Source organism: Bhargavaea massiliensis (genome assembly GCF_050480245.1).
Classification (GTDB): domain Bacteria; phylum Bacillota; class Bacilli; order Bacillales; family Anoxybacillaceae; genus Anoxybacillus.
In genome coordinates, this window is record NZ_JBCNEQ010000032.1 from 1 (window position 1) to 13,262 (window position 13,262).

The window sequence follows — 13,262 nt, forward strand, 5'->3', positions numbered from 1 at the left end:
TAGAAAAGTTATCCTTAGCTTTCACGCTGCTGTTTTGTTCAGTTTTCAAGGAACATCAAAGACATTTTATATATTACTATAACAACAATCGCTTGTCAACATGTTTTTCATTTTTAACAACGACGTTTATTAATTTATCATGAACATCCTTATTAGTCAACAAAAAAATAAACGGATGTGTCCGTTTATGAAATGATATATTGTTGGATGAAAATGAGTGCTACAACACCAGGAATACCTAGAACCCCCGTAACCATTACTGTAAACAAATTGATAGGTAGGTGAATGCCCGATACATTTCCAACAACATTAATTAAAAAAATAAATAAAGCACCGATCACGAGACGTACAATTCCTTCACCGATCCATCGAGTAAAACGTATTGGAATACCGATAAGTAAAATGATAACAATAAGACTGATGATCGACACAATGACAACTGTTTCATTCATGTTTTTCACTCCTTCAATCTTTTTTATTTTTAAATATATGTTCACTTCATTCCTGTATGACAAGCCTATATAAAAAGGGAAGGTGTGTTATCCCTTCCCGATTGAAACTTTTCTTTTCTTCGCTTCTCGAAGGAGAAATAAGTATTTTGCCTCAGCAATTTTCAAGTCAAATATAACTTTTTCAGACGGCTCAACACTTTTTTCTATTAATTGCTTTTTTTCCATCCACTCATCCCGATAATGTTGCAGCCGTTCAATGAGTTGGACGTTAAATTGTTTGCGTAGCCACCCTTTTCGTTTCCAAAACACTACAATTCCCTTCTTCCTTCAAGAGCTTTCGATAGCGTCACTTCATCCGCGTATTCTAAATCACCACCAACCGGCAATCCATGAGCAATACGTGTGATTTTAACACCCGTTGGCTTCAACAACCGCGAAATATACATGGCCGTTGCTTCTCCTTCAATATTTGGATTCGTTGCTAAAATGACTTCTTGAACCGTTTCATCTTGAAGTCGTCTAAGCAACTCAGCAATTTTAATATCCTCTGGACCGATTCCTTCCATCGGGGAAATTGCCCCATGTAACACATGATATAGCCCGTTATATTCTTTCATTTTTTCCATAGCAATAACGTCTTTCGGATCTTGAACAACGCAAATAACCGAACGATCTCGCTTGTCATCTTCACAAATATAACAAGGATCTTTATCGGTAATATGACCACATGATGAACAATATGTTAAATTTCTTTTAGCATTTACAAGTGCTTTAGCGAAGTCTAATACTACATCTTCCTTCATGTTTAATACAAAAAACGCCAGACGGACGGCCGTTTTCGGTCCGATGCCTGGCAATTTCATAAAGCTGTCGATTAATTTCGATATCGGCTCTGGATAATACATACGAACCCCCTAGAATAATCCTGGTATGTTCAATCCTTTTGTAAACTGTCCCATTGTTTCTGCTGTCAACTCATCTACCTTTTTTAACGCATCATTTGTTGCAGCAAGCACTAAATCTTGCAACATCTCGATATCTTCTGGATCGACAACTTCCTCTTTAATTTTCACTTCCAAAATTTGTTTATGACCGTTAGCAACAACAGTCACCATTCCGCCTCCTGCTGTACCCTCAACTGTTTTTTCCGCTAGCTCTGCTTGTGCTTTCTCCATATCTCGTTGCATTTTTTGCATTTGCTTCATCATTTTTTGCATATTTCCCATTCCACGCATCATTGTCATCATTCCTCCATTATTCTTTAATTTCAATTAAGTGTTCACCAAACCATTTTTTTGCTTCTGCAATAAATGGATCTTCCTGTTCATGATGTTCGTCTTCATTTGTTTGTTGACGAATAAATTGTTCGCGAATTTGAAGCCACTCACTTTCAGGAACAGGAATCGTATCAAGTTTTTTCCCTGTTAATTCAAATAATACTTGCTCTAAATTATCTTTGACGTAGTTACTATTATCAGCAACCATCTTACAGTGAATTTCATATTTAAATTTTAGCACAAAAGCTGTATTACTTGCTGCTACCGGTTCACTTTCTTGCAACAATGCCGCATGCGACACCTTATTTTGCTTTTTTAACAACTCAAGCACATGTCCCCAGTTTCCTTTAACAAGAGACAAATGTTGATGCGTCGCTTGTCGAAGCACTTCATGAATGCGCCCTACCGGTATCTTATAGTCTGTACGAATACTTTTTCCTGTTTTTTTCACCGGTTCACTTGTTTCTGGAGCGGAGGGCTTCACACCGATTTCTTTTAGTTTCGCTAATTCTTCTTCAAGTTGTCTCAATTTCTCCTCTAACACCGAAGGAATCGAAGTTTTAGTCACGCGCTCTTCTTCATAACAAAGCTTTACAATCGCCACTTCCATATGAACGCGCGGATGATTTGTTAGACGCATATCGTGTTGGCTTTTACTCAACAAATCAATCGCTTCATATATAAGCGATGTTGGTATCATGTTAGAAAGCTCACGAAATCGCTCATCAACAAGCACACGATGCGTCACATCCTCTAGCTGTGGCGCTGCTTTATATAAAAGCATATCACGATAATAGTAAATTAAATCTTCGACAAGACGATTCGGATCTTTCCCTTGTTCCATCAACTCTTGAAAAAGACGTAACGCTTCTACCGTTTTCTTTTCATACATGGCGCAAATCAGATCTGCAATTTTTCGTTGTGAAACAGCGCCTGTAACCGCTAACACATCCTCGAGCAACACACGATCATTGCTAAAAGAAATAGCTTGATCGAGCAAACTTAACGCATCCCGCATTCCACCATCAGCAGCACGCGCAATGGCAAACAACGCCTCTTCCTCTACATCTATCCTTTCTTCAGCTACAACCGTTTTTAACCGAGAAACGATAGACTTTAACTCAATGCGCCGAAAGTCAAAACGTTGGCATCGCGAAACAATGGTTAGTGGAATTTTATGTGGCTCCGTTGTCGCTAAAATGAAAATGACATGTTTCGGTGGTTCTTCTAACGTTTTTAATAATGCATTAAACGCCCCAATAGATAACATATGCACTTCATCAATAATGTACACTTTATAAGGTGCTGATGTTGGGGCAAACTTCACCTTATCGCGAATATCACGAATTTCATCCACTCCGTTATTTGATGCTGCGTCAATCTCTAACACATCAGAAATAGAACCGTTCGTAATGCCTAAACAAGTTGGACATTCGTTGCATGGCTCTGCTGTTGGGCGATGTTCGCAGTTTACCGCTTTAGCAAAAATTTTAGCTATACTCGTTTTTCCTGTCCCACGCGGACCTGAAAATAAATATGCATGTGAAATTTTTTGTTGAAGCAGGGCATTTTGCAACGTTTTTGTGACGTGTTCTTGACCGACAACATCTTTGAAGCTTTGCGGTCGAAAAACACGATATAAAGCTTTATAACTCACGAAACTGCCCTCCTCTTTGCCTTCGTATCCCATTTATTATATCATTAAAAAACGTATGAAAAAAGCACTTGCCTCCTAGGCAAGTGCTTTCGATCCCATTTATGTAAATTGCCGTGCACCTTCCGTCGACTAGCTGCCATAAACGTTACTAGAGCAGTTGGCTCAGTTCAGGCACCCCTGCGGCACATGGGATTTTCCGCTTACTGCTGCTTCCTTCCGGACCTGACAGGGTTCACGGATTCCCATTGCGCAGGACCCAAACGTCAACACCACTTACTCTAGGCAGACTCTACAGCAAACTAGCCTAAAGAAGGGATTCGGCCTCGCTAGAGCGGATTGCGAGTACAGGGCACCGCTACCTCCCCGCTTAGCACGGCAACGCGTTATCGCTAACGCAAGTATAAGTATATCTCTTTTTGATATAAATTGCAATGACTACTCAATGGAATTTAATTGGAATTACATCTATTTTTTCTCTTTTTTTTGCTGACGCAAACGTCGAAAAAACTGACTCAATAGGTCGCCACATTGTTCAGCTAATACCCCGCTAACAACTTCCGATTGGTGATTAAATCTCGATTCTTGTAATAAATTCATTAATGTCCCTGCACATCCCCCTTTCGGATCGCTTGCCCCAAATACAACGCGTTTGATCCGAGACAGAACAATTGCCCCAGCGCACATGGCACAAGGTTCTAACGTCACATACAACGTTGCTTGTTCTAGTCGCCACGTGCCTAGTTTTCGACATGCTTCATCAATGGCCAAAAGCTCTGCATGAGCAATCGAGCGTTGATCTCGCTCTCGTAAATTGTGTGCTCGCGCAATGACTTCATCATGATGTACGATAATGGCTCCAATGGGCACTTCCCCGATTTTCTCTGCCTTTTTGGCTTCTTCGATCGCTAAACGCATATAATACTCATCATTTCTCATCTTTTGAAACTCCCGTGCTTTTTTATTCATTTATAAAGTATAGCAAACGAAAAAATCAACATACAGACTAATCATTTTATGTTAAAATAAATTTTGTCTGTCTACACAGACGGTTTCACCTGAAGGAGGTTACACGATGTCCCGCGTGCCCTTTATTACTGTTGAAGGTCCAATTGGTGTTGGAAAAACATCATTAGCAAAAGTCATTTCAATGCATTTTCAATATGAATTGTTAAAAGAAATTGTTGATGAAAATCCTTTTTTGGGTAAATTTTACGAAAACATCGAAGAATGGAGTTTCCAAACAGAGATGTTTTTTCTATGTAATCGCTATAAACAGCTAGAAGATGTCGAAAAAAAGTTTTTAAACAATGGGAAACCGGTTGTAGCTGACTACCATATTTTTAAAAATGTAATTTTTGCTAAACAAACATTAAAGGGAAAGCAATTCGAAAAGTATGTGCAAATTTATGATATTTTAACAAACGATATGCCAAAACCAAATGTCGTCATTTATTTGTACGCTTCATTACACACGTTGTTAGAGCGTATTGCTATGCGTGGTCGCGAATTCGAAAAAAACATTGACCCGAACTATTTACAACAACTATCTCACGCTTATGAACAAGCAATGGAACAATTTGAACAAGCCCATCCTCACATTCCTGTATTGCGATTTAACGGCGATGAACTCGATTTCGTTCATCGTGACCAAGACCGATTTTACATTTTAAACGAACTGCAATCTGTTCTTAAAAGGAGTTTAGAACAATGAATTTACGAGAAAAATATCATATCCCAAGCGATGCTGTCATTACTATTGCCGGAACGGTTGGTGTAGGAAAATCAACAATGACAAAAGCGTTAGCTGATGCGCTTCAATTTCGCACCTCATTTGAAAAGGTGGACACAAACCCGTATTTAGATAAGTTTTATGCTGATTTTAAACGTTGGAGCTTTCATCTTCAAATTTATTTTCTCGCCGAGCGATTCAAAGAACAAAAACGTATTTTCGAATATGGGGGAGGATTTGTCCAAGATCGCTCCATTTACGAAGATACAGGTATTTTTGCAAAGATGCATTTCGAAAAAGGAACGATGTCGAAAGTTGACTACGAGACGTATACGAGTTTATTTGAAGCAATGGTCATGACTCCGTATTTTCCTCATCCTGATCTGCTTATTTACTTAGAAGGAAGTTTCGAGGAAATTATTAAACGCATTCGTGAGCGCGGTCGCCCGATGGAGCAGCAAACACCGATTGAATATTGGAAAGAGATGTATGAAAGATATGAAAGATGGATTAATAGCTTTAATGCTTGTCCTGTTTTGCGTATTAACATTAATGAATATGACATTATTCGCGATGCCGAATCGATCGAGCCGATCGTTGCAAAAATTGGATACATGATTGAACAGTATCGCAAGTTAAAAAAATAAGGATGTTCCCAGTTGTTTTTGGGACATCCTTTCATTTTTTCACATAAAACAAAAATTCGTTACGATATGTAACGAATTATTCGATAAACAATCTCCATTTTATGCGCTGTGGTTTATGAATATTCGAATAATGGCGGAGGAGGAGGGATTCGAACCCCCGCGCGCCTTTCGACGCCTCTCGGTTTTCAAGACCGACCCCTTCAGCCAGACTTGGGTACTCCTCCGTATCGACATGTATTAAATTATCATAACCATCACGACATGTCAACACTTTTTATAAAGAAAAGGGGGGCAAACTTTCTCCCCCTATGAAATAACTTCTTTTCCTCCCATGTATGGTCGAAGTACTTCTGGAATAACTACCATTCCATCTTCCTGTTGGTAATTTTCTAAAATCGCTGCAACAGTTCGTCCGATGGCTAAACCAGATCCGTTTAGCGTATGCACATGTTCTGGCTTCGCCTTTGGATCACGACGGAAACGAATATTTGCGCGGCGAGCTTGAAACGCTTCAAAATTGCTGCAAGAAGAAATTTCACGGTATGTGCCGTAGCTTGGTAACCATACTTCAATGTCATATTTTTTTGCTGCAGTAAAACCTAAATCAGCTGTACACATGCTCATTACACGATATGGCAAACCTAATAGTTGTAAAACACGCTCTGCATCATTCGTTAACTTTTCAAGTTCTTCATAAGAATCTTCTGGTTTTACAAATTTCACAAGCTCTACCTTATTGAACTGATGTTGACGAATTAATCCGCGTGTATCTCTTCCTGCTGATCCCGCTTCCGAACGGAAACATGCACTATATGCAACATATTTAATCGGCAAATCATCTGCTGATAAAATTTCATCGCGATGTAAGTTTGTTACAGGAACTTCTGCTGTTGGAATTAAAAAGTAGTCTTCACTTTCAATACGAAACGCATCTTCTTCAAACTTCGGAAGTTGCCCCGTTCCCGTCATGCTTGCCCGATTAACGATGTATGGCGGGAGAACTTCTTCATATCCATGTTGTTCAACATGTAAATCTAACATAAAGTTAATTAACGCACGTTCTAAGCGCGCTCCAAGACCTTTATAAAACACAAATCGGCTTCCTGTCACCTTTGCTGCTCGTTCAAAATCTAAAATACCAAGTTGATCAGCAATTTCCCAATGCGGTTTCGGTTCAAAAGAAAATGAACGTGGTTCACCCCATTTACGAATTTCCACATTGTCGTCTTCTGATTCACCAATCGGAACAGATTCATGCGGAATGTTTGGAATGGATAAAAGCAATGTTTCAAGCTGTTGTTCTACTTCGCGCAATTCATCATCAAGTACTTTAATTCGATCACCAACCTGGCGCATTTCAGCAATGAGATGATCCGCGTCTTTTTTCTCGCGTTTTAATAAAGCAATTTGTTGTGACACATCATTGCGCTTATTTTTTAATTCCTCCGCTTGTGCAATCAACTCACGACGACGGCGATCGAGCTGCTCGAATCGTTCAAAATCAGTTAAGTCTTCACCACGATGTTGAAGTTTTTGTTTTACTTCTTCAAAATTGGCACGTAAAAATCGTAAGTCTAACATCGCAATTCCTCCTTTACATTTGTTTAGTAAATAAAAAACTCCCGTCCCAGAAGAAAGGGACGAGAGTATTCCCGCGTTGCCACCCTAGTTGAAGACATATGTCTTCCACTCGAGAAATATAACGGTTCTCACCGGAAATGCTTACTAACTGGACGTGTTCAGCATTTCGCTCCAGGATGGATTCACAAGTCATTCCTGCCGATTCACACCAACCATCGGCTCTCTGAAAGGAAGAGGGCTTGCTACTAGTTCCTGTCATCGCTTTTTCTTTATATCATTTTCTTGGAAATAATGTACTACAAGTTTGTGTAAAATGCAACCCATTTATGCTTTTGTTTCTTTCACCATATTTATAAAGTATTGTGTCATACGATGATCGTCCGTTAACTCTGGGTGGAACGAACAGCCTAAAAATTGTCCTTGTCTTGCCGCGACAATACGGTCCTCATATGTCGCGAGCACCTCGACATCGTCCCCCACTGAAACAATGTGCGGAGCGCGAATAAATACACCAATAAAATCGTCCGCAATCCCTTTAATCGTTAAAGAAGCTTCAAAACTTTCGCGCTGGCGACCAAACGAATTGCGTTCAACCGTAATATCCATTACACCGAGATGCGGCTCATCATAACCAACAATTTTTTTGGCTAAAATGATTAAGCCTGCACACGTTCCAAACATCGGCTTTCCTTCGCGAGCAAATTGTTTAAGCGGTTCAATAAATCCATATTTATCCATCAAGCGACGCATCGTTGTGCTTTCCCCGCCTGGAATAATGAGGCCATCAATATCTGTAAGCTGTTCTACTTTTTTAATAACAACAGCTTCTGCACCACATGCCTCGATTGAACGTACATGTTCTCGTACGGCTCCTTGCAGTCCTAATACCCCGATTTTCACCATTTTCATTGCTCCTTTGCATTACCATCCGCGTTCTTGCATCCGTTGTTCAGGAAGCAACGAAGAAATATCGATCCCTTTCATCGCTCCACCTAATCCTTTAGATAAGTGAGCAATTAATTCGTAATCTTCATAATGAGTTGTTGCCTCTACGATAGCACGTGCATATTTTTCAGGGTTTTCTGATTTGAAAATACCTGAACCGACAAATACACCATCAGCACCTAAATGCATCATCAACGCTGCATCCGCTGGTGTCGCGACACCACCTGCTGCAAAGTTAACGACAGGAAGACGACCGAGACGTTTGATTTCTAATAATACTTCAAACGGAGCACCTAAATTTTTCGCTTCTGTCATTAATTCGTCTTCGCTCATGCTAACGACTTTACGCACTTGAGCATTCACTTTACGCATATGGCGAACAGCTTCAACAATATTTCCTGTGCCCGGTTCACCTTTCGTACGAAGCATCGATGCTCCTTCAGCAATACGGCGAGCCGCCTCACCTAAATCGCGACAACCGCATACAAATGGCACAGTAAATTGACGTTTATCAATGTGAAATTCTTCATCTGCTGGCGTCAACACTTCACTCTCGTCAATATAATCTACACCAAGTGCCTCCAATACGCGCGCTTCAACATAATGACCAATACGCGCCTTAGCCATCACTGGAATCGAGACAGCTTTCATCACTTCTTCAATCACAGTCGGATCAGCCATGCGTGCAACGCCACCTGCAGCACGAATATCCGCCGGAACGCGCTCAAGTGCCATAACGGCTACCGCACCTGCTGCTTCCGCAATTTTTGCTTGTTCTGCGTTGACGACGTCCATAATAACGCCACCTTTTTGCATTTCCGCCATTCCGCGCTTTACACGTTCTGTACCTGTAATCGCCACCGTTCATTCCTCCCATTTATGTATATCGTTATTGTGATATTGTACTGAAAAATAAGCTAAACGGCAACCATTCATCACTTCAGTACACTATCCATATTCTAGCATACGTTTTGACTAGGTAAAACACTAACTACATTCTTTTATTCTAACTCAATTTTTAAAAAAATCACAATAAAAATTTTAAAGCCCTCTAAAAAGAGAGCTTTAAAATAATCCTTTAATCGCATTGGAAGCACCGTTCCAAAGATCACCGAATAATTCACCAACCGCTCGCATCGCTAAAACGAAATCGTTCGCTTTCGCTACAGCTTGTTTTGTTACAATATCGACTTGTGCTTCTTTTTCTCCTTCTTTCGTTAAATACCCATAGTCTGTTCCTTCGTATTTTACGTACATATACCCTACTTTTTGTCCCTTTTTCACAGGAGCTGTTAATGTTTCTTTCTCAATGACAACAACAGGCTTATATTTTTTTTCTTCTCCTCGCTTAATGACAAGTGACAACGGTTGTTTTGTCGCAATGGCGACTTCTTTCTCTTTTCCTTTCTTTACTGCTACTGTTTTATGATCTTTTGTAATATAGCCTTTTGGATACAATTGTTGCACAGTATAGTTGCTAAAAGCGTAGTCTAACATTTTTTTCGTCTGTTCAAAACGCGACAAATGCGTACCTTTTCCGTTCGTTTTAGCATTCATGACAACAGTAATAAAGCGCATGCCATTTCGCTCGGCTGTACCTGTGAAGCAATATCCTGCAAATTCTGTGTATCCTGTTTTAATGCCATCTACACCTTCATATGCTGCAACAAGTCCTGGAAGCATCCAGTTCCAGTTATCCATTTTAATTTGATCATCTGTTCCTTCTCGAAAATACTTACGTGGAATACTTGCTGTTTCTAAGATTTCTGGGAATTTATGATATAAATGATAGGCCAATGTTGCCACATCGCGAGCAGACATCACATTTTCTTCGTTATCTCCGCTGCCAGCTGGATGCAATCCACCTAAATCTTTGTTATTTAACCCGGTTGCATTGACAAACTTATAATCTTTTAATCCTAGTTGTTTCGCTTTTTCATTCATCATTTTAACGAAATTCGTCTCTGAACCCCCAACGATTTCAGCAATCGCAACCGTCGCCCCGTTCGCTGAATAAATCGCCATCGCTTCATATAATTCACGTACTGTATATTTCCCGTCTTTTCTCAACGGAACGTTCGATAAGTCTCGCTTTTGAGAAATTTGATATACATACTCGCTTACTGCATACTCTTGATCCCATTTAACACGTCCTTCATGGATTGCTTCTAGCAACAAGTATTCCGTCATCATTTTTGTCATACTAGCAATTCCTAAAACCGCATCGATATTTTTCTGGTATAAAATTTTCCCCGTTTCAGCTTCAACAAGGATAGCGGCATCCGCTTCAATATTGAGCACATCCTCTTCCGCATTTATATTTTGCGGTAACGTCACCATAAACAAGAACATTGCTGCAATGCAAATGATGAAGCTCTTGTACCATGTTTTCACGCTCAAACCCTCCAACTCTGTTTTACATAACCGTTATTTTAACATACTCTTGCAAAAAAAAATAGACAGAGGAATCTTCCACCTCTGTCTATTTGTTTACTACATAAGTGAGTAGTTCGGAGCTTCTTTCGTAATTTGCACATCATGTGGATGGCTTTCTCTTAATCCTGCTCCAGTCATGCGAACAAATTGTGTTTTTTCTCGCAACTCTTCTAGGTTTTTCGTTCCGCAATAACCCATTCCTGCACGCAATCCACCAACAAGTTGATAAATCGTATCAGCAAGCGGTCCTTTGTACGGTACTCTTCCTTCGATTCCTTCTGGAACAAATTTTTTATTATCTTCTTGGAAATAACGATCTTTACTTCCCTTTTCCATTGCTCCAACTGATCCCATGCCACGATATACTTTAAATCGTCTACCTTGGTAAATTTCTGTTTCTCCCGGACTTTCAGATACGCCCGCGAGGAGGCTACCAAGCATGACTGCATGTCCTCCAGCTGCTAAAGCTTTTACGATGTCGCCAGAATATTTAATTCCCCCATCAGCAATAATCGGAACACCGTATTTTCGTGCTTCTGTTGCACAGTCATAAATGGCTGTAATTTGTGGGACGCCGACACCTGCGACAACCCGCGTCGTACAGATCGATCCAGGACCAATACCGACTTTAATGATGTTTGCTCCTGCCTCAATTAAATCGCGCGTCGCCTCTGCTGTCGCGACATTTCCGGCGATAATGTTCAACGTCGGATATGTGTCGCGAATTTTCCGTACTGTTTCAAGTACCCCTTTCGAATGGCCATGAGCTGTATCAACCACAATGACGTCAACATTTGCTTCAACAAGCTTTTTCACGCGCAACATCGTATCTGTAGTGACCCCGACAGCTGCTCCGACAAGAAGACGCCCTTTTGAATCTTTTGCTGCATTTGGGAATTCAATGACTTTTTCAATATCTTTAATGGTAATAAGCCCTTTTAACACACCTTGATCATCAACGAGAGGGAGTTTTTCGATTTTGTACTTTTGTAAAATTTTTTCTGCTTCTTCTAATGTTGTTCCAACAGGGGCAGTAATTAAATTTTCTTTTGTCATGACATCAGAAATTTTTATTGAGTAATCTTGAATGAAACGTAAATCACGATTCGTAATAATTCCGACAAGCTTTTGTTCCTCAGCATTATTAACGATTGGAACACCTGAGATACGATATTTACTCATTAAATGTTCAGCATCATATACTTGATGTTCAGGAGTTAAAAAGAACGGATCAGTAATTACACCGCTTTCTGAACGTTTTACTTTATCAACTTGTTCAGCCTGTTGCTCAATCGACATGTTTTTATGGATAATTCCTAATCCTCCTTGGCGCGCCATCGCAATCGCCATTTCTACCTCTGTCACCGTATCCATTCCCGCACTAATAATTGGGATATTAAGCTTTAACGTTTTACTTAGTTCAACAGTTAAATCAACATCACGCGGCAACACTTCTGACTTAGCTGGGATTAAAAGGACGTCATCAAATGTCAATCCTTCTTTCGCAAATTTTGTTTCCCACATCGTTTTTCCCCCTCACTTTGGAAATATTAATTAGTAGAGTATCAACTTCGCTTTTTTCTGTCAAGAAAACATAAAAATGTTCGATAATTCAATCAATTAACTAAGGAGAGTACACGATGTGGGAAGTGTTTTATTCATCAAATTTTACACAACAGTTTTTACTTGATCGGTACAAACAAGAAGGAAGAGAAGACGCTGAAAAGAAAAGCTATGATAATTGTTATCCATTTATGTATTACTTGCAACATGGAGAAAAGTTTTACGACACCGCCCATGAAGCACCGCTAGCGATTAAGCCTGTTTTATTATTTTATGGAAATGTTCAACTTCTTAAAGCTTGTTTATTAACTATTCACGCTGACTATCCTGAAACATCGTCCGTTTTAGCGCATGGGGTATCAACAAGAAAAAGAAAGAAGCAAAATTATGATTTTTTTAAAGACGAAGTAAAAGTTCAAAAACATGGTTTGTTTACTTATTTTTCTGAAAAAATGTTTCATGTGAAACATGCATATGGAGAAAAGTTTTGTATGAAAGATCTGTTAGAACATATTGGGGAATTAACTCCTTTATTTGAGCTATATTTTAAACATGTAAACGAACGCAGCAAACATACCCATGAAGTCGTTGCCCACTATTTATTGCTTTATAATTTAAGCATGATTTGCCGTTATGAAACAGAATGGTGGTATGATCTCCTTCATAGTTATTCAAACGATGCGTATCCTTTTATTGTACAATTTTTAGAAGTAACCGAACATAAAATACCACTATATTTGTATCATTATTTATTGGATAGCAAAAAAGACCAAGACTAAATTGTCTTGGTCTAGTCTTTGCCCGGCAACGTCCTACTCTCGCAGGCAGTGTCCCGCCAACTACCATCGGCGCTGGAGAGCTTAACTTCCGTGTTCGGGATGGGAACGGGTGTGACCTCTCCGCCATCGTCACCGAGCAATATATAGAAGGATTATTCCTTCAAAACTAGATAACAGGACCGTTCTACGCTTTTCG

The 13,262-nt window shown here is 39.7% G+C and carries 14 protein-coding genes, 1 tRNA gene, 1 rRNA gene, 1 other RNA gene and 1 other annotated feature; of the genes, 3 read left to right on the forward strand and 14 right to left on the reverse strand.

Annotated features, from left to right (window positions below; genetic code table 11):
- Positions 1-185 precede the first annotated feature (185 nt).
- The 7 genes from ABEV15_RS07865 to tadA form a co-directional block, all read right to left on the reverse strand.
- Complete coding sequence (locus tag ABEV15_RS07865) at positions 186-452, reverse strand: pro-sigmaK processing inhibitor BofA family protein (RefSeq protein ID WP_498852885.1); 267 nt, start codon at positions 450-452, stop codon at positions 186-188.
- Positions 453-539: 87 nt separating this feature from the next.
- Entirely contained in the window at positions 540-761 is a 222-nt protein-coding gene (locus tag ABEV15_RS07870) for a YaaL family protein (RefSeq protein ID WP_429630008.1), read from the reverse strand.
- Complete coding sequence (gene recR, locus ABEV15_RS07875) at positions 761-1,357, reverse strand: recombination mediator RecR (protein ID WP_192954397.1); 597 nt, start codon at positions 1,355-1,357, stop codon at positions 761-763. The genes ABEV15_RS07870 and recR overlap by 1 nt, the downstream gene beginning before the upstream one ends.
- 9 nt (positions 1,358-1,366) lie before the next feature.
- A complete protein-coding gene (locus ABEV15_RS07880) occupies positions 1,367-1,690 on the reverse strand; it encodes a YbaB/EbfC family nucleoid-associated protein (protein ID WP_498852886.1) in 324 nt (107 codons plus the stop codon).
- A gap of 16 nt (positions 1,691-1,706) precedes the next feature.
- Entirely contained in the window at positions 1,707-3,386 is a 1,680-nt protein-coding gene (dnaX, locus tag ABEV15_RS07885) for a DNA polymerase III subunit gamma/tau (protein WP_498852887.1), read from the reverse strand.
- A gap of 111 nt (positions 3,387-3,497) precedes the next feature.
- Positions 3,498-3,762, reverse strand: an RNA gene (gene ffs, locus ABEV15_RS07890) — signal recognition particle sRNA large type.
- Positions 3,763-3,851: 89 nt separating this feature from the next.
- Positions 3,852-4,322: a tRNA adenosine(34) deaminase TadA gene (gene tadA, locus ABEV15_RS07895; protein ID WP_498852888.1), complete on the reverse strand. Its 471-nt coding sequence runs from the start codon at positions 4,320-4,322 to the stop codon at positions 3,852-3,854.
- Positions 4,323-4,458: 136 nt separating this feature from the next.
- Here tadA and ABEV15_RS07900 point away from each other — a divergent pair, with 136 nt between their 5' ends.
- Both ABEV15_RS07900 and ABEV15_RS07905 read left to right on the forward strand, forming a co-directional pair.
- Positions 4,459-5,097, forward strand: a complete 639-nt coding sequence (locus tag ABEV15_RS07900) for a deoxynucleoside kinase (RefSeq protein ID WP_498852889.1) — start codon at positions 4,459-4,461, stop codon at positions 5,095-5,097.
- Entirely contained in the window at positions 5,094-5,762 is a 669-nt protein-coding gene (locus ABEV15_RS07905) for a deoxynucleoside kinase (RefSeq protein WP_091704525.1), read from the forward strand. Before ABEV15_RS07900 ends, ABEV15_RS07905 begins: the two co-directional genes overlap by 4 nt.
- 131 nt (positions 5,763-5,893) lie before the next feature.
- On the opposite strand, the gene ABEV15_RS07910 is transcribed toward ABEV15_RS07905, so the two are convergent.
- The 6 genes from ABEV15_RS07910 to guaB all read right to left on the reverse strand — a co-directional run bounded on the left by ABEV15_RS07910 (position 5,894) and on the right by guaB (position 12,248).
- Positions 5,894-5,986, reverse strand: a tRNA-Ser gene (locus ABEV15_RS07910).
- 82 nt (positions 5,987-6,068) lie between these two features.
- Positions 6,069-7,343 (reverse strand): serine--tRNA ligase, encoded by a 1,275-nt coding sequence (serS, locus tag ABEV15_RS07915; protein WP_498852890.1) that lies wholly within the window; start codon positions 7,341-7,343, stop codon positions 6,069-6,071.
- A gap of 52 nt (positions 7,344-7,395) precedes the next feature.
- Positions 7,396-7,611: a binding site (T-box leader), on the reverse strand.
- A gap of 56 nt (positions 7,612-7,667) precedes the next feature.
- Positions 7,668-8,246 (reverse strand): pyridoxal 5'-phosphate synthase glutaminase subunit PdxT, encoded by a 579-nt coding sequence (gene pdxT, locus ABEV15_RS07920; protein WP_429629996.1) that lies wholly within the window; start codon positions 8,244-8,246, stop codon positions 7,668-7,670.
- Positions 8,247-8,264: 18 nt separating this feature from the next.
- Complete coding sequence (gene pdxS, locus ABEV15_RS07925) at positions 8,265-9,149, reverse strand: pyridoxal 5'-phosphate synthase lyase subunit PdxS (protein WP_091704533.1); 885 nt, start codon at positions 9,147-9,149, stop codon at positions 8,265-8,267.
- A 204-nt stretch (positions 9,150-9,353) separates the two neighbouring features.
- Positions 9,354-10,640 (reverse strand): D-alanyl-D-alanine carboxypeptidase family protein, encoded by a 1,287-nt coding sequence (locus tag ABEV15_RS07930; protein ID WP_498852892.1) that lies wholly within the window; start codon positions 10,638-10,640, stop codon positions 9,354-9,356.
- A 141-nt stretch (positions 10,641-10,781) separates the two neighbouring features.
- Positions 10,782-12,248, reverse strand: coding sequence for an IMP dehydrogenase (guaB, locus tag ABEV15_RS07935; RefSeq protein ID WP_429629994.1), 1,467 nt, complete (start codon positions 12,246-12,248; stop codon positions 10,782-10,784).
- A gap of 116 nt (positions 12,249-12,364) precedes the next feature.
- Here guaB and ABEV15_RS07940 point away from each other — a divergent pair, with 116 nt between their 5' ends.
- On the forward strand, positions 12,365-13,066 hold the full coding sequence (locus ABEV15_RS07940; RefSeq protein WP_498852891.1) for a YaaC family protein: 702 nt from the start codon (positions 12,365-12,367) through the stop codon (positions 13,064-13,066).
- Between the two features lie 20 nt (positions 13,067-13,086).
- Here the strand turns inward: ABEV15_RS07940 and rrf are convergent.
- Positions 13,087-13,203, reverse strand: a 5S ribosomal RNA gene (gene rrf / locus ABEV15_RS07945).
- Positions 13,204-13,262: the final 59 nt, after the last annotated feature.